This is a genomic window from Ruegeria sp. I3 (assembly GCF_056532525.1).
Window position 1 is genome coordinate 249064 of the sequence record NZ_JBQFNI010000002.1, and the last position, 17175, is coordinate 266238.

Consider the following 17175-nt stretch of genomic DNA (forward strand, 5'->3'; position numbering starts at 1 on the left):
TCGCAAAGGATCCTCATTTATTTATTGCTTCCAATATACGGGCCCACGAGCGGATGCCTTTGTGGAAGCTTTTGACGTCGTATTTCTCGTTCGGCGAGTGGATGGCATCATCGTCATTGGCATACCCAACCAGCATCGAATCCAGCCCCAACACTGTATTGAAATATCCAACCACCGGGATTGATCCGCCCATCCCGGTGAAAACGGCCTCGCGTTTCCACTCGTCCGAAAGTGCTCCGCGGGCCGCTTCGAATTCTGGGCGGCTAAGGTTCATCACGGAAGCAGGCGAGCCTTCGAGATCACTGTCCCAGACCACTTTAGCATCCGTAGACAGGCGCTCTTCGACATGTTTGCGGATCCTTTTGCGGAGCGCGTCCGGGTCCATGTCGCCGACCAGGCGGCAGGTGATCTTGCAATGTGCCTCGGACGGGATAACGGTTTTGGAGCCCGCGCCGTTGTAACCTCCCCAAAGGCCATTCACTTCGAGCGTGGGTCGCGCCCATTGTTGTTCCAGCGTGGAATAGCCTGTTTCACCGTGCGGCTCGGTATAGCCAACCGAATTCAGGTATTCCGCTTCATCGAACCCGCAATTCTCCCATTGGCGCAACTGCTCGGCCGGGACTTCGTGTACGCCTTCGTAAAAACCTTCGACCGCGACGCGGCCGGTTTCTTCATCATAGAAGGATGCGACGATGCGCGACAGTTCCCGCAGCGGGTTCAGACCCGGCCCGCCATAGTGGCCCGAATGCAGGTCGATGCGGGGACCGATGATTGTGAATTCATCCTTGAGCATGCCGCGCAATTGCGACGCTATCGAAGGCACCCCCCGCGACACCATCGAAGTATCACAGACCAGCGCGAGATCCGCCTGAAGCTCGGATTTGTTTGCTTTAAGAAATGGCACGAGCGAGGGCGACCCGGATTCTTCCTCACCTTCGAAGAAAAACGTGATGCGGCAGGGCAGGGTGCCATGCACTGCTTTCCAGGCGCGGCAGGCCTCGACGAAGGTCATCAGTTGGCCTTTGTCGTCAGAAGCGCCGCGCCCGCGTATCACCTGTCCGTGTGGAGTGTCTTCCAAAGCCGGATCGAAAGGATCGCGTGTCCACAGCTCCAGCGGATCGACAGGTTGCACATCATAGTGTCCATAGAACAGAACATGCGGCCCACCGCTGTCCTCACCGACATGGCCAACGACCATGGGATGTCCCGGAGTTTCGCGCTTTTCGGCTGCAATACCGATACTTTTCAGATCCGCCACCAGCCAATCGGCAGCCTGGTCGACTTGGTCCTTGAAGGCCGGGTCAGTCGAGATGGAGGGAATGCGCAGAAACTCCATCAGGCGGTCGATGGAGGTGGTCAGATCGGTATCGATCCGGCTCAGTACAGCGTCAAGCGACATAGGGGTCTCCTGGGAAGGTCTTGAAATTGGGCAGAGCCTATCAGCATGGGCGGTACCGTCCAGCAGGTTTCTGTGCTGGATCTGGGGGAAAGGCCTGCGGCGTTTCCTCGCGTCTTGTGGTCGTAACTTTGCTTGTCGGTTTAGGCGTTTGGCGTTATTTGATGCAAATCAAAGTTGGGTTCGGCTGTTCGGCTGTAGGCCAGTTGGACAGATGAACGCGACGCCATACTTCCAGCCCGGCTTGTGAAGTGGCGAAAAAAGTCGCCCGGGGCTATAATAACCGGGCATCCAAGGAGGGTCCGTTGGACTATACTGCTCAGCTCGATACAGCGATTGCCAGGCTGCATGACGAAGGACGTTATCGGACCTTTATCGATATTGAACGCCGGAATGGTCATTTTCCGCATGCGGTACGGACTTGTCCCGATGGTTCGCAGCAGAACATCACCGTGTGGTGTGGCAATGATTATTTGGGCATGGGTCAGAATCCTGTTGTTTTGGAGGCCATGCACGAGGCGGTGGAGGCCGCAGGCGCAGGCTCGGGCGGGACGCGCAACATTTCAGGCACGACAGTCTATCACAAACGGCTGGAAGCTGAATTGGCGGACTTGCACGGCAAAGAAGCCGCACTGCTATTCACCAGTGCCTATATCGCCAATGACGCGACACTCAGCACTCTGCCAAAACTGTTCCCCGGCCTGATTATATATTCCGATGCACTGAACCATGCGTCGATGATCGAAGGCGTGCGCCGCAACGGGGGTGCCAAACGCATCTTCCGCCACAATGACGTGGCACATCTGCGTGAGTTGCTTGAGGCTGATGACCCTGCAGCCCCCAAGCTGATTGCGTTTGAGTCGGTCTATTCGATGGATGGCGATTTCGGACCCATTGAAGAGATTTGCGATCTGGCCGATGAATTCGGTGCTTTGACCTATATTGATGAGGTTCACGCGGTTGGCATGTACGGCCCCCGCGGCGGGGGCGTAACCGAGCGTGATCGGTTGGCGCATCGCATTGACATCATCAACGGAACGCTTGCCAAAGCCTACGGTGTCATGGGCGGCTACATCGCGGCGAGTGCCAAGATGTGTGACGCCATCCGGTCCTATGCGCCGGGCTTTATCTTCACTACCTCGCTGCCACCTGCGGTTGCGGCAGGGGCGGCAGCCTCGGTGGCCTATCTCAAGCGCGCGCCTGAACTGCGCGAGCAGCACCAGACCCAGGCCAGCATTCTTAAGCTGAGGCTGAAAGGGCTTGGCATGCCTCTGATTGATCACGGCAGCCACATTGTGCCGGTGATCGTTGGCAACCCCGTCCACACCAAGAAGTTGAGCGATATGCTGCTGGATGACTATGGTATCTATGTGCAGCCAATCAATTTCCCGACCGTTCCGCGCGGCACCGAACGTCTGCGGTTTACGCCATCTCCGGTGCATGGACCCGACGAAATGAACCGTCTGGTGCAGGCGATGGACGAACTTTGGTCACATTGTGCGCTAAATCGCGCCGAACTTGCTGGATAACCTCACGCTAAAGTGTGCAACGAGTTTGCTGCGTGTTAAGCTTACGCTAACAAAAGAAGCGGACGAATCGTTATAGGGGCGATTCGACGTTTGCGCGTAACACGCGACAGGCAAAGATGGGGCAGCAGGAATGATTGGGCGCAGATCACAGCGCGATTCCGAAGAAGACATGGACGTCAGACCCAAGGGTTTTGATGACTATGAGGTACGGCTTGGCGATGTCATGCGCGGCGAACGTGCAACGATGGGCAAGTCGCTTCTGGATGTGCAGCGTGAACTGCGAATCAAAGCCAACTACATCGCCGCCATCGAAAATGCAGATCCCGATGCCTTTGACACACCCGGCTTCATCGCCGGGTATGTGCGTTCATATGCCCGTTATCTGGGCATGAACCCCGATGAGACTTTTGCGACCTTCTGTCAGGAAAGCGGTTTCGAGGTTGCGCATGGCATGTCGGCCGAGGCGTCGGTGGTCAAAAAGGCGCAGGGTGGTTTGCCCTCACGCGGGCCGATGGGACGTGATCCGTTTGTCTCGCCCAATACGCCTTATATTCCGGGCCGCGAATCCTTAGTCAGCCAGATTGAACCGCGTGCTATTGGATCGACGCTGGTGCTGTTGGCCGTCATTGGCGGCATCGGTTATGGGGGCTGGTCGGTTCTGAACCGCATTCAGCAGGTGCAGGTCAGCCCGGTTGAGCAGGCCCCCGTCGTGCTTACAGACCTTGATCCGCTGGATGCCGCGCAGGCCCGGCCCGAGGGAACCGAACTGGCCAGCGCCGAGGTGCCAAGCTCTGAAGCGCTGGATCGTCTGTATCGTCCGCAGGCGCTTGATGTGCCGGTACTGGTGGCGCGGGATGCGCCGATTTCCACCCTTGATCCGCGCAATGTCGGAGCGTTCCGCGCGCCTGAACCTCCGCAAATCAAAGTGACCGAAGTTCATACGGTTGAACGCCCGGCCTTGCCTCAAGTGGTTGAAAAGCTGGATACGACGCTGAAGATCGTGGCCGTGAACCCTGCTTGGATGCGTGTCACGGCAGCCGATGGCAGCGTGATTTTCGAAGGAACTCTGGGCACCGTTGAGCAGGGCAGCACGTTTGAAGTGCCGCTCACCGAGGAACCCCCGCAACTGCGAGCAGGAGCTGCGGGGTCGGTCTATTTCTCGATGAATGGCGAACATTTTGGTCCTGTGGGCGCGCCGGGTACGGTGGCCAAAGGTGTTGTTCTGTCAAAAGATGCCGTTGCAGAAACCTTCGCAGTTGCCGATCTTGAGGCCGATCAGAACAGCGCACTCAAGCAACTGGTGGCCGAGTTGCAGACCGAGGCGGCAGAAGCGCCCGCCGAGTGATCTTGGCATTGCTCCCCAAGGGATGGCGAACTATCTAAGGGTCAATTCAGGCTGATCCGGATCGATCCTCATGTCGCTCAATCACGTGCGCCCTTGGCGCAATATCTATCGCCGCAAATCCCGCCAGATCATGGTTGGCAATGTGCCCGTCGGAGGTGACGCACCGATTGCCGTGCAGACCATGACCAACACGCTGACCACCGATGTGGCTGCGACCGTGGCACAGGTGCAGGCGGCAGCAGAGGCGGGGGCGGATATCGTGCGGGTCTCGGTCCCGGATGAGGCCTCGTCAAAAGCGCTGAAAGAGATCGTGCGCGAAAGCCCTGTTCCTATCGTAGCTGATATTCATTTCCACTACCGTCGCGGAATCGAATCTGCCGAGGCCGGTGCGGCCTGTCTGCGGATCAATCCGGGCAATATCGGCGATGAAAAACGGGTGAAAGAGGTCATCAAAGCCGCGCGAGACCACAATTGCTCGATCCGGATCGGGGTGAACGCAGGGAGCCTGGAAAAGCACCTGCTTGAGAAATACGGCGAGCCGTGCCCCGAAGCGATGGTCGAGAGCGGGTTGGAGCATATCCGTATTCTCGAAGACAACGACTTTCACAATTTCAAGATCAGTGTGAAAGCCAGCGACGTATTCCTGTCAGCCGCGGCTTATCAGGGCATTGCCGAGGCGACGGATGCGCCCATCCATCTGGGCATCACCGAGGCCGGAGGGCTGGTCAGCGGCACCATCAAATCGGCCATCGGTCTGGGCAATCTGCTGTGGATGGGCATTGGCGACACGATCCGCGTCAGCCTGTCTGCTGATCCGGTGGAAGAGGTCAAGGTCGGCTATGAGATCCTGAAATCTCTGGGCCTGCGCCATCGCGGCGTGAACATCATCTCATGCCCCTCCTGCGCGCGACAGGGTTTTGACGTAATCAAAACGGTTGAGGCGTTGGAGCATCGCTTGGAACACATCAAGACACCCATGAGCCTGTCGATCATCGGCTGTGTCGTGAACGGTCCGGGTGAGGCGCTGATGACCGATGTCGGTTTCACCGGTGGCGGGGCAGGCTCGGGCATGGTCTATCTGGCAGGCAAAGCCAGCCACAAGATGTCAAACGACCAGATGATTGATCACATCGTTGAAGAGGTCGAAAAGAAGGCAGCAGAGCTGGATGCGGCAGCTGAAGCTGCTGAGTAACAAGGCCTATGCAACAGGCATTTGCTGTGTTGCGCAGTGAATGCCGCCGCCCAGCTCGCCCAATACGTCGACATTCAATGCAATGATCTCGCGCCCGGGGTAGTGACGAGCTAATGCCTTCTGTGCAATCTCATCGGTTTCGCGGTCTCCGAACTGGGCCATCACGATGCCGCCATTACAAACATAGTAATTCGCATAAGACGCCACGAATTCGGGATCGTTAACTCGGCGCCTATTGGGTTCAGGGATCACCTCAACCTGCAATCCTTCGGCGATGAGACGGTCATGAGTATCAAGGGCCGCGACATGAAATGGATCATCCATATCCGGCTCGTCTGGCAGGTTGATCAAAACGCGCCCAGGGCCGGTGAAGCGCGCCAGACTGTCGATGTGGTAATCGGTGATATCCTCGCCCCAGACCCCATCAGACCAGACCATGCGGTCAGCCCCATAGGCTGCCAGTAATCGGGATTCAATTTCGTTGCGTGACAGGTCTGGATTGCGGTTCTCATTCACCCACGAGCTTTCATGGGCCATGATCAACCCATGCCCGTCTTGTTCTACACCACCGGCCTCGCCCCTCAAGCCGGACGGAAGCAGGAGTAGGCCGAGGTGATCGGCAACCTTACTGGCGATTTGCGCATCGTGTTTGTGCACCTGTTTCCGGCCCCAGCCGTTGAACTGGATATGACTGACCGCAATCCCGCCTCGATTGTCGATCACGAAGATTGGACCTGCGTCGCGGCACCACAAATCTTCGGTTGGAACATCCCAGAGCTCGACTGATGAGGAAAGTTTTTGACGCGCATCCGCATGGTGCTTTGCCGCCGCAAGCATTGTCACGGGTTCAAAGGCGGAAATGGCGTTCGCGATTTCCGCGATGGTTTGTTGCACCATATCCAGAAAGATCTGGTCACGGTAAACTTTGCGGCTGACCGGCCATTGCATGAATGTGCGTTCGTGGGGCGCTTCTTCCGCCGGTACGAAGAAGTTTGAAGTGCGCTGAGCGAGGGTTTGCTTAGACAGGCCCATAAAACTCAGCGCGCCTCCAGTGAGTAAGAGGTTCCGTCGATCCATGCTGGAAACCTACAGTGATGACTTAACCCTGTTCTGCCCGAACTCCATTTGCGATCTGGAGCATTTGGTCTGCGGGCAGGTACCCGCGCATCATTTCGGTGCCCAGAACAAAGGATGGTGTGCCTGAAATCCGCAGCTTTTGCGCCAGATCGCGGGTTTTTGCGATTTCTTCGGTGACCTCATCGCTGTTCATTGCCGCGATGATCGCGTCGCTGTCCAGACCCAGCCCATCTGAAATCCGGCGCAGGGTCACCTCGGAGGGCTCGCCGCTGAATTCTAGCAGAGCGTCATGGACCTGCTTATAGGCATCGTCTCCGGCCACCTGTTTTGTTGCGATGGCAAAGCGGGATGACGCTACAGAGGCATCGCCCAGGATCGGCAATTCCTTAATCACAAGACGGATATTGCCGTCCTCGGCCAGCAGGGTGGCCACTTCGGGCACGGCGCGCCGGCAGTAACCGCAACGGTAGTCCATGAACTCGACCAGAGTAATATCGCCGTCCGGATTGCCACCGACCCAGCTGTAACCGTCATTAAAAAGCTCGTCAGCGTTGGCCGCGACAAGCTCCTTGTCAGCCTGAGCCTCGGCAACGGCATTGCGTTCCTCAAGGATGTTGATCGCCTCGAGGATCACTTCGGGGTTTTCCAGAAGGTACTCGCGCACTTGTGCGCCAAACTCGGCCTTCTCGGCGTCGCTCATCGCGTTCAATTCCAGCGCCTGCGCAGGACCAGTGATCAGGGAAAGACCCAATAGGGCCGGTGCAGCATGTCTCAGGATCATTTCCGTTTCCTCTTTTTCTTCTTCTTTGCGCGCTCCGAGGCAATCAACACATCCTGTGCCCTTTGCCAACCCGGAGAGCCTTCGGGGAGCTGTGCAACAGCCCGTTTAGCATGTATGCCCGCATCATCAAGTCGGCCCTGCAGCGCATAGCGTTCTGCAGTCACCGCAGACGCCATTCCGTTGTTGCCCACCTGCGAATAGGCAGAACCCAGATCCTGCATCAGCCGGGCATTGCGATAGTCGCGTGCGCGCGCCTTTTCAAGCACTTGCAGGGCTTTCTTCGTCTTGCCATCCGCCAGCAAAGCACGTCCGTAACCGGCGAGGATCAGGGCATTGTTGGGCGCCATATCAACGGCTGCACCGTAGGCATCCACAGCTTCGGGCACGCGCCGGTTCTCCAATAGAATCTGGCCCTTCAATTCATAAAAAAACGGATCGTCAGGGCGAATCTCCAGCGCACCATCGATTGCGGCGCGGGCACGGGCGAGATCGCGATTTTGATGATGGGCCGATGCCTCGCGCATCAGGCGTATGTCACGATCTTTTTCTTCGCCCGCGCGACGCATGGTCCAGGTCGGGGATCGAAGAAAGGCTGACAACTTACCTTTGATCCGCGCGAACCAGTAATCGGCATTTGCGTTTTGCTCTGCCTTGTCGCCGAATTCGTTCAGAAAGGCCTCGGCGGCGCGCAAACGTTCGCGGCTGGTAGGGTGTGAGCGCATGTAGGGGTCTTGATTGACGGGGTTCAACAGCTCTTGCCCCGCGAACTTACGGTGCAGGTTGACCATCCCGCGCGGAGATACTCCCGCCCAACGCAAATAGCTGGCAGCACTTCGATCCGCCGAGGCTTCTTCAGCCCGCGTATGGCCCAGAAAGCTGCGCAGCGCCGAGGCTTGTGTGCCCGCTGCAATTCCTGCTGCAGCTTCTCCGCCACCTGCGGCCGCGGCTGCAAGCGCTAAAAGCGTCCCAAGCTGCGCATTACGTTGCGCCGCGCGCAGGTTCTCTGAGCGTCTGGCCAGGTGGCCGTTGGCGATGTGCGCGGCCTCGTGTGCGATCACCGCTTGCAGCATCTCGGGCGTATCGACGCTTAGGATCAAGCCATAGTTGATATAGATCGTGTTGTAATCGATCACGAAGGCATTGAACGTACCATCATTGACGATCAGTACGCGCACCCGGTTGGTGTTCAGGCCAGCGGCCCGCAGGATCGGAAAGGCGAGCTCTTGCAGCCCGTGTTCAATGTCGGGATCGCGGATAAGGCTTTGCGCGCTGGCCTGCATGGCGCTGATCGACCATGTCACTGCCAGCAGCAACACGGCCGGGATTGACGCCAGCCGGGATAAGCGTTCAAAAGCCATGGCTGCAACATGGGAGATGGCCATGAGAAACTCAACCCGTTCCGGGGTCGATCCCTTCATCGTGATGGACGTGATGGAGGCCGCGCGCAAGGCGGAAGAAGCCGGGCGGCATGTCGTTCACATGGAAGTAGGTCAACCGGGGACCGGCGCACCCAAAGGGGCAACCGAAGCATTGGCGAAGGCCATGGAACAAGGGCCGCTTGGGTATACGGTGGCTTTGGGTTTGCCCGCTCTTCGTCAGCGGATCGCGCAGATGTATGGTGAATGGTATGGCGTTGATCTCAATCCAGAACGGGTGGTCATCACACCGGGATCATCGGGCGGGTTTTTGCTCGCCTTTACCGCTCTGTTCGACAGCGGTGATCGGGTGGGGATTGGTGCCCCGGGATATCCCTCATATAGGCAAATCCTGAAAGCATTGGGTTTGGTGCCGGTAGACTTGCCGACAGCACCGGAAAACCGGCTGCAGCCGGTGCCCGCCGATTTCGCGGGGCTTGATTTGCAGGGATTGATGGTTGCCTCGCCTGCCAACCCGACTGGGACAATGCTGGATCATGCGGCGATGCAGGCGCTGATCGATGCGGCGCACGGGCAGGGTGCATCGTTCATCAGTGACGAGATTTATCACGGGCTGGAATACGAGGCCAAAGCCGTCACTGCGCTGGAGCTGACGGATGAGTGCTATGTGATCAACTCATTCTCCAAATATTTTTCGATGACCGGTTGGCGCGTTGGCTGGATGGTTGTGCCCGAAGATCAGGTACGGGTGGTTGAGCGGATTGCCCAGAACATGTTCATCTGCGCGCCTCACGCCAGTCAGGTGGCCGCATTGGCAGCTATGGATTGTGACGACGAATTGCAGGCCAATCTGGATGTATACCGCCGCAATCGTCTGTTGATACTGGACGGGTTGCCTAAGGCCGGTTTTAACAGTATCGCACCGCCGGATGGGGCGTTTTATGTTTACGCGGATGTCTCAGACTTGACCGACGACAGCCGGGCATTTGCAGCCGAGATTCTCGACAAAGCCGGGGTTGCCGTGACGCCGGGGCTGGATTTCGACCCGGTGCGCGGGCACACGACGCTGCGATTTTCCTATGCGCGATCGACCGAAGACATTCAGGAGGGGCTGGATCGGCTGCAACGTTTTATGGCCAAGCGAGGTGCGATCCCGCAATCGGCCTAAAGCGTTCACAAAGGCGGCGTCATGCGATAGGCTCTGCCTCAAACGATCTCGGGATAACTTGAGGCCATGAGCAGGATTTTCTACGCAATCGCCCTGATCTGGGCGTTGAACGGTGTCGCTGTCGCGCAGGACTTCAGCGCGCTCGCACGCGTCCTTCCGGACCAGAGCGGCATCGTCGATGATGGCAATACCGGCGTAAGGGTCGAACTTGGGCTGACTCAAGGCGTGCCATACCGCGTGTTCACGCTGCGCGATCCATACCGCGTGGTGCTGGATTTCCAAGAGGTCGACTGGTCTGGCCTGAACCGCGAGACCTTTCTGCAAACCAGCCGGATCAGCGGTGTTCAATTCGGCGCATACGTGCCCGGTTGGTCGCGTCTGGTGTTGGAGCTGGGCGCTCCGCTGGCGGTGGAAACAGCTGATCTGCGGGTTGATCAGGCGACGGGCACTGCTCAACTATCGCTGCACCTGAAAGGCACTGATTTTGACAGTTTTGCAGCCAGCGCAGGTGCCCCCCGTCAGCCTGGCTGGGATTTGCCGGAACCCGCAGTGACACCGGCACTGCCGCGGCGCGACGGCGTGCGGGCGGTACGGGTCATGCTGGATCCCGGGCATGGCGGCATTGATCCCGGGGCAGAATTCGCTGATACCAATGAGAAAACACTGATGCTGACCTTCGCGCGAGAGCTGCGAGAGGCGCTGCTGCGTACCGGCGGTTTCGAAGTGGTGATGACGCGTGTTGACGATCAATTCGTCTCGCTCGAACGCCGTATCTCGCTGGCACATCAGGCCGGGGCCGACGTGTTTATCTCACTGCATGCGGATTCGCTTTCCGAAGGGCTGGCGCATGGGTCGGTCGTGTACACTCTTTCAGAGGAAGCTTCAGACGTTGCCAGTCAAAAGCTGGCCGAACGGCATGACCGGAGTGATTTGATCGCAGGTATTGATCTCAGCGGTGCAGACGATCAGGTCGCTGATGTGTTGCTGGATCTGGCTCGGCAAGAGACCGTACCACGCAGTAGCGCACTGGCGCGCTCGCTGGTGGATGGAATGACGCAGCAGGGAGGCCCGATGAATCGTCGTCCGCTACGTTCTTCGTCGTTTTCGGTGTTGAAGGCAGCAGATATCCCGTCGGTTCTGGTTGAGCTGGGTTTTTTGTCCAGCCCGCGCGATTTCAAGAACATCTCTGATCCAAACTGGCGCGCATCCATGGCGCATGGGCTTGTGCAGGGGCTTGAGAACTGGCGTCGGGACGATCTGGTGAAGCGATCTCTGATCGGACAATGACGCAGCGGCGCAAAACAGCCATTGTAGCCTTTCGTGTTTTGACCCTGCGCGGGGGCGACACTATATAGGCGTCATCGCGAGTAAAAGGCAGTAACGTGATCCGGTTCATTCTTTCGTTTTTCGGGGCGATTTTCAGCCTCGTGACCTTGGGTATTTTTATGGCCGCGCTGGTCGTTGGCGCGGTGTTCTGGATGTATGGGCGCGACCTGCCCAGTCATGAATCACTGGCGCAATACAAACCACCGACGATCAGCCGGATTTACTCGGGTGAGGGCCAGCTGATCGACGAATTTGCGCAGGAGCGCCGCCTGTTTACGCCGTCCGAGGAAATTCCCGATCTGGTAAAACAGGCCTTTATCTCGGCGGAAGATAAAAACTTCTATACTCATCAGGGTTATGACCCGCGTGGGATCATTGCTGCCGGGGTCGAGGCAGTGCGCACTAAAGGCGAAACCGTTCGTGGTGCGTCAACCATCACGCAGCAGGTGATGAAGAACTTCCTTTTGTCCGGTGACCGCCGGGCCGAGCGCAAGATCAAGGAAATTATCCTCGCCACCCGGCTTGAGGATACCTTGGACAAGGAACAGATCCTCGAGCTGTATATGAACGAGATCTTTCTGGGCCAGAACTCTTATGGTGTGACCGCTGCAGCGCAGACCTATTTCAACAAAACTCTGCAGGAACTGGCCCCGCATGAGGCCGCGATGCTGGCGGCGATGCCCAAGGCACCATCGGACTACCATCCTGTGCGGCAGAAAGAACGTTTGCTGAACCGTCGCAACTATGTGCTGCGCGAGATGCAGCAGAACGGCTATATCGATCAGGCCACCTATGAGACCGAAGTCGAGATGCCTTTGCGTTCGGTTCAGAACGGGGATTTTGAAAGCTTCCGCACTGCACTGCCGCCGCGTGACTATTTCACCGACGAAATCCGTCGCCAGTTGAGCGAGGATTTTGGCGAGGGTGAGTTCTTCACTGGCGGTTTCACCGTACGCGCCTCGGTGGATGAGGAAATGCAGGTCGAAGCGGCGAAAGCCCTGCGCACGGCGCTGCAGAAATACGACCGCTCTCGCGGGCGGTGGCGCGGCACAGGCGAGGTCATCGCCGAGGAGAAGCTGGCGGATGAAGCACAGTGGCGCGAGGCGCTGGCGATCATGGAAATCCCCCGTGACGTGGTGCTGCCGACGCAGTGGTATCCTGCCGTTGTTCTGAACGTGGCCGACCAATCCCTGACCGTCGGGATCGAAGATGGCCCAGCAGATGGCACCGTCCCGCGCGAAGACATCAAATGGATGCAGGGCAACTTCCAGGACAATTTCAAACGCGGCGATGTCATTCTGGTAATGGCTGGCGAAGAAGGGCAATGGTCCGCCCGTCAGGTGCCCGAAGTGCAGGGTGGCTTTGTCGCGATGGATGTGAACTCGGGCCGTGTTCTGGCGATGCAGGGCGGGTTCTCGTATCAGGACACGGTGTTCAACCGCGCCACACAGGCGCAGCGCCAGCCCGGGTCCAGCTTCAAGCCATTCGTTTATGCAGCGGCGCTAGACAGCGGATACAGCCCCGCAACGATCGTTGTGGATGCGCCGATTGAAGTGAATACACCGCAGGGACTGTGGCGACCCAAGAACTCGACAAACAAGTTTTACGGTCCAACGCCCTTGCGTACCGGGATCGAACAGTCGCGGAACCTGATGACCATCCGTCTGGCGCAAGAAGTCACCATGCCCGTTGTTGCGGGCTATGCCGAGCGGTTTGGCGTCTATGATCGGATGGGGGCGTTCCTTGCGAACTCGCTGGGGTCAGAAGAGACGACGCTGTATAAGATGGTTGCTGCCTATGCGATGTTCGCCAATGGTGGCGAGCGGGTTGAACCCACACTGGTTGACCGTATTCAGGACCGGTTCGGCAAGACCATCTATCGCCATGACGATCGCCAGTGCGTCGATTGTAACTCTAGCTGGCTTGAGCCTGATGAGTCGCCCACGATCCTCACCGATCGCAGCCAGGTCATGGATGCCATCACCGCCTACCAGTTGACGTCGATGATGAAGGGCGTGGTTGATCGCGGCACTGCATCACGTGTTGTGAACCTGCCCGTGCCCACAGCGGGCAAGACCGGCACCACGAACGAATCCAAGGATGCGTGGTTCATCGGTTTCACCTCAAATATCGTGGCCGGTTGCTACATCGGTTATGACCGCCCGCGCCCGATGGGCCGGGGGGCCTACGGCGGCACCTTGTGCGGCCCTGTGTTCCAGAGCTTTATGGAAAAAGCAGTCGAGAAATACGGCGGTGGCCCGTTCGAGGTGCCTCCAGGTGGCCATTTCATCAAGATTGACCGTTTCAGCGGCGCGCGCCTGCCAGAAGACGCGAGTGGAGAATATGTGGTCGCCGAGTATTTCCGTGATGGCGTGGATGGTTTTATCGATCGCGTCTATGACGGTGGCTTCGCGATGGGATCTGACCTGCCGTTGTTTGAAGAGGCAAGTTCGGGCCGTCAGGTGACCACCTCAACCGGGGATACGATCACGGTTGGTCCCAATGCCAGCCAGGGTGACCTGCAGGGCGGCGGGCTTTACTGATCCGCCCAAGTTTCCCGGCTCAGTCGTCTTGTGGTGCCTCGCACCTCTTGCTATCACGCACACCTGATTGAGCAAGTTGGGACCTGACCATGCGCGCCGAAACCCAGAATATCGTGGCGGAAATCGAAAAGTCGCTGGAGCTGCTGGCGCAGCGCATGGACTATGAAACAGCGCCGCACCGGTTGGAGGAATTCAACGCGCGTGTAGAAGATCCGAACCTGTGGGACAATCCCGAGAACGCGCAGAAATTGATGCGCGAACGGCAGTTGCTGGTCGATGCCATCGAGACCTACGAATCCATCAAGACCGATCTCAGCGACAATATTGAGCTGATCGAACTGGGCGAGATGGAAGAGGACGAAGAGGTCGTGACCGACGCCGAAGAAGCGATCAAAAAGCTGAAGACCAAGGCCGCAAAGAAAGAGCTTGAGGCGCTGCTTGATGGCGAGGCGGACGGCAATGATACCTTCCTTGAGATCAACTCGGGCGCGGGCGGTACGGAAAGCTGCGACTGGGCCTCGATGCTGGCGCGGATGTATGTCCGCTGGGCCGAGAAAAAGGGCTATACGGTCGAACTGCAATCCGAGACAGCGGGGGAAGAGGCGGGGATCAAGTCCGCCGCCTACAAGATCACTGGCCACAACGCCTATGGCTGGCTGAAATCGGAAAGTGGCGTGCACCGTCTGGTGCGTATCTCTCCGTTCGACTCGGCGGCCAAGCGGCATACCTCGTTCAGTTCGGTCTGGGTTTATCCTGTGGTGGATGACAATATTGAGATTGAGGTGAACCCGGCCGATATCCGCGTAGATACCTATCGGTCGTCCGGTGCCGGTGGTCAGCACGTGAACACCACCGACTCGGCGGTTCGGATTACGCATATTCCAACCGGAATTGTGGTGACCAGTTCCGAGAAATCGCAGCACCAGAACCGAGATATTGCCATGAAGGCGCTCAAGTCCCGGCTGTACCAGCAAGAGCTGGATCGCAGAAACGCCGAGATCAACGCCGCCCACGAAGCCAAGGGCGATGCGGGTTGGGGCAACCAGATCCGGTCTTACGTGCTGCAGCCCTATCAGATGGTCAAAGACTTGCGGACCAATCATGAAACATCCGACACCAAAGGTGTGCTGGATGGCGATCTGGATGGTTTCATGGCGGCGACACTGGCCCTGAATGTCTCGGGCAAAAGCCGGTCCGAGGCGCAGGGCGAGGGCTAATTGCGGCAGTCCCTGACCTCGGCTGTGAACCTGATCAAGGGCCACTGGCAATTGATCGCAATTGTCGCGTTGGTGTTTGTGTTCTGGAACACGATGCTGGTGCTTCCGTTGAAAATCCTGGTTGTGTTCCTGCATGAGCTTTCACATGCCGGTGCCATTATCCTGACCGGTGGTTCGGTTGAAAGTTTCTCGGTCTCTCCACAACAAGGTGGTCTGGTTATTGGCCGAGGAGGCAATCGGTTTGTCAGTCTGTCAGCGGGATATCTTGGGTCCTTGATGCTTGGGATGGGCCTGCTGATGATCGCCCTGCGCACCAATGCCGATCGGGCTGCGCTTGGTCTCTTTGGGGGAGTCATGCTGATTATTGCGCTCCTGTATATCCGGGAACCGTTTGCCATGGCGTTCAGCGCGGGCTGTGGAGCGGTGATGCTGGCCACCGCGTGGTTCCTGAACCGCAACCTGTGTGATCTGATTCTACGGGTCATCGGGCTGACCAGCATGATCTACGTTCCGTTTGACATTTTCGATGACACGATCCGACGCGCGGGATTGCGATCAGATGCATACATGCTGGCTGAAGAATTCGGCGGAACCACCATGATGTGGGGCGGGTTGTGGCTGGTGCTTAGTCTGGTGATGATCGTCTTTGGTCTGAAGAATGTGCTGGGCCGCGACAGCAATGTGCGGATCGACCTCAGGATCAGATGATCTGCGCTCTTGCGTCGCTTTTCTTCGCGAAATTCTAAAAAGATACATTTAAACAGTGGCTTTAAATGGTCCGAGCACGTCGCTAGGCTGATGACGAGCAGCCAAAGGACCAACCCGCATGGATTTGACCAGAGCATCCGCGACGGACATTCTTGACGCCTTGTCCCGCCGACAGCTTTCAGCTGCAGAACTGATGCGCGCGACGCTGGATCGGATCGCCCAGGTGAACGGTGAGGTAAACGCGATTGTCGCGCTGCGGGATGAAGACGCTTTGATGGCCGAGGCGCGGGCGGCGGATGCCGCGTCACCTCGCGGCGCGCTGCACGGGTTGCCGATAGCGGTGAAAGATCTGGTAAATGTGGCAGGGATCACTTCGACGCAGGGTTCGCCATTGTTCAAGGATCATGTGCCGCAAACTGACGATCTGCTGGCCGCCCGGCTAAGGGCTGCTGGGGCAATTCTGATCGGTAAGACCAACACGCCGGAATTCGGACTGGGTTCGCACACGTTCAATCCTGTCTATGGTGCAACACGCAACCCTTATGATCCCACGAAAACCTGTGGAGGTTCGTCGGGCGGTGCAGCAGTGGCGTTGGCGACGGGAATGCTGGCGCTGGCGGACGGCTCGGACATGATGGGCAGCCTGCGCAACCCGGCCGCATGGAACAACGTATACGGGTTCAGGCCAAGTTGGGGGCGCGTTCCGTCTGAGCCAGTGGGGGACGGTTATCTGCATCAGCTTTCAACTCTGGGGCCTATGGCGCGCAGCCCTGAAGACATCGGGCTATTGCTTGACGTCATATCCGGCCCCGATCCAAGGATGCCATTAAGCACAGAGGTCGAGCGCGTGTCACCCGTTCAAACGGCTGATCTGACAGGGGTGCGCATAGGCTGGTTGGGCGACTGGGGCGGGGCGTTTCCGTGCGAAGAGGGTATCCTCGCGCTATGCCGCGATGCGTTGCACGTTTTCGAAGAACGCGGTGCGCGCGTTGAGGCGCTTGCCCCCCCGTTTGACGCGGACCTGATCTGGGACAGTTGGATTACTCTGCGCTCCTGGTCAGTGGCCGCAGGGTTGGAGCCTTTGGCCAAGAAGAAATCATCACTCAAAGACACCGCGCAATGGGAATTGGAACGCGGCCTGGCGCTCAGCGCGATGGATGTGCACCGGGCCAGTGTGAACCGGTCTGACTGGCACAAGCGGGCGGTGGAGCTTTTCGAAGACTATGACGCCTTGGTGTTGCCCGCAGCGCAGGTCTGGCCGTTCGAGCTCGAAACGCCGTACCCAACCGAAATCAAGGGGCAGGGGATGGATACCTACCATCGCTGGATGCAGGTCGTGACACCCGTCAGCCTTTTGGGGTTGCCCTGTCTGGGTGCGCCTGTCGGTTTTGGAGCACAAGGGCTGCCGATGGGAATGCAGCTGTTCGGTCCGCGTGGTGCAGATGCGCGGATCTTGTCGATTGGGGCGGCATATCATTCTGCAACGCTTTGGCCTCAGAAACGACCCGCCATGTAGA

Annotated in this window: 13 protein-coding genes; 9 read left to right on the forward strand and 4 right to left on the reverse strand. The window is 58.1% G+C overall.

From position 1 onward, the window contains the following. Nucleotides 1–13: 13 nt before the first annotated feature. The gene (locus tag ACR0L9_RS05600; protein WP_480895140.1) at nucleotides 14–1399 is read right to left on the reverse strand and encodes a dipeptidase; all 1386 of its coding nucleotides are present in this window, start codon (nucleotides 1397–1399) and stop codon (nucleotides 14–16) included. A gap of 302 nt (nucleotides 1400–1701) precedes the next feature. Here ACR0L9_RS05600 and hemA point away from each other — a divergent pair, with 302 nt between their 5' ends. The 3 genes from hemA to ispG all read left to right on the forward strand — a co-directional run bounded on the left by hemA (nucleotide 1702) and on the right by ispG (nucleotide 5462). Continuing rightward, entirely contained in the window at nucleotides 1702–2925 is a 1224-nt protein-coding gene (gene hemA / locus ACR0L9_RS05605) for a 5-aminolevulinate synthase (protein ID WP_170403046.1), read from the forward strand. Nucleotides 2926–3055: 130 nt separating this feature from the next. Beyond that, entirely contained in the window at nucleotides 3056–4270 is a 1215-nt protein-coding gene (locus ACR0L9_RS05610; RefSeq protein ID WP_480895142.1) for a helix-turn-helix domain-containing protein, read from the forward strand. A gap of 70 nt (nucleotides 4271–4340) precedes the next feature. Continuing rightward, entirely contained in the window at nucleotides 4341–5462 is a 1122-nt protein-coding gene (ispG, locus tag ACR0L9_RS05615) for a flavodoxin-dependent (E)-4-hydroxy-3-methylbut-2-enyl-diphosphate synthase (protein WP_170396552.1), read from the forward strand. 6 nt (nucleotides 5463–5468) lie between these two features. On the opposite strand, the gene ACR0L9_RS05620 is transcribed toward ispG, so the two are convergent. The 3 genes from ACR0L9_RS05620 to ACR0L9_RS05630 are packed head-to-tail and all read right to left on the reverse strand — an operon-like array spanning nucleotide 5469 to nucleotide 8702. Further along, nucleotides 5469–6539, reverse strand: coding sequence for an agmatine deiminase family protein (locus ACR0L9_RS05620; RefSeq protein ID WP_480895144.1), 1071 nt, complete (start codon nucleotides 6537–6539; stop codon nucleotides 5469–5471). Between the two features lie 22 nt (nucleotides 6540–6561). Next, a complete protein-coding gene (locus tag ACR0L9_RS05625) occupies nucleotides 6562–7320 on the reverse strand; it encodes a DsbA family protein (RefSeq protein WP_170396556.1) in 759 nt (252 codons plus the stop codon). Next, on the reverse strand, nucleotides 7317–8702 hold the full coding sequence (locus ACR0L9_RS05630) for a M48 family metalloprotease (protein WP_170565995.1): 1386 nt from the start codon (nucleotides 8700–8702) through the stop codon (nucleotides 7317–7319). The genes ACR0L9_RS05625 and ACR0L9_RS05630 overlap by 4 nt, the downstream gene beginning before the upstream one ends. Here ACR0L9_RS05630 and ACR0L9_RS05635 point away from each other — a divergent pair. The 6 genes from ACR0L9_RS05635 (at nucleotide 8701) to ACR0L9_RS05660 (ending at nucleotide 17174) form a co-directional block, all read left to right on the forward strand. After that, nucleotides 8701–9864 (forward strand): pyridoxal phosphate-dependent aminotransferase, encoded by a 1164-nt coding sequence (locus ACR0L9_RS05635; RefSeq protein WP_480895146.1) that lies wholly within the window; start codon nucleotides 8701–8703, stop codon nucleotides 9862–9864. The two genes, ACR0L9_RS05630 and ACR0L9_RS05635, sit on opposite strands and share 2 nt — an antisense overlap. Nucleotides 9865–9930: 66 nt before the next feature. Continuing rightward, nucleotides 9931–11151, forward strand: a complete 1221-nt coding sequence (locus ACR0L9_RS05640) for an N-acetylmuramoyl-L-alanine amidase (RefSeq protein WP_170626681.1) — start codon at nucleotides 9931–9933, stop codon at nucleotides 11149–11151. 95 nt (nucleotides 11152–11246) lie between these two features. Continuing rightward, nucleotides 11247–13733 (forward strand): PBP1A family penicillin-binding protein, encoded by a 2487-nt coding sequence (locus ACR0L9_RS05645; protein WP_170396564.1) that lies wholly within the window; start codon nucleotides 11247–11249, stop codon nucleotides 13731–13733. An 89-nt stretch (nucleotides 13734–13822) separates the two neighbouring features. After that, nucleotides 13823–14950 carry a peptide chain release factor 2 gene (gene prfB, locus ACR0L9_RS05650; protein WP_480585329.1) on the forward strand — a complete coding sequence of 376 codons (1128 nt, stop codon included), beginning with the start codon at nucleotides 13823–13825 and terminating at the stop codon, nucleotides 14948–14950. Beyond that, the gene (locus tag ACR0L9_RS05655; protein ID WP_480503336.1) at nucleotides 14951–15658 is read left to right on the forward strand and encodes a M50 family metallopeptidase; all 708 of its coding nucleotides are present in this window, start codon (nucleotides 14951–14953) and stop codon (nucleotides 15656–15658) included. It begins immediately after the preceding gene. Between the two features lie 118 nt (nucleotides 15659–15776). Continuing rightward, nucleotides 15777–17174, forward strand: coding sequence for an amidase (locus ACR0L9_RS05660; protein WP_480895149.1), 1398 nt, complete (start codon nucleotides 15777–15779; stop codon nucleotides 17172–17174). Nucleotide 17175: the final 1 nt, after the last annotated feature.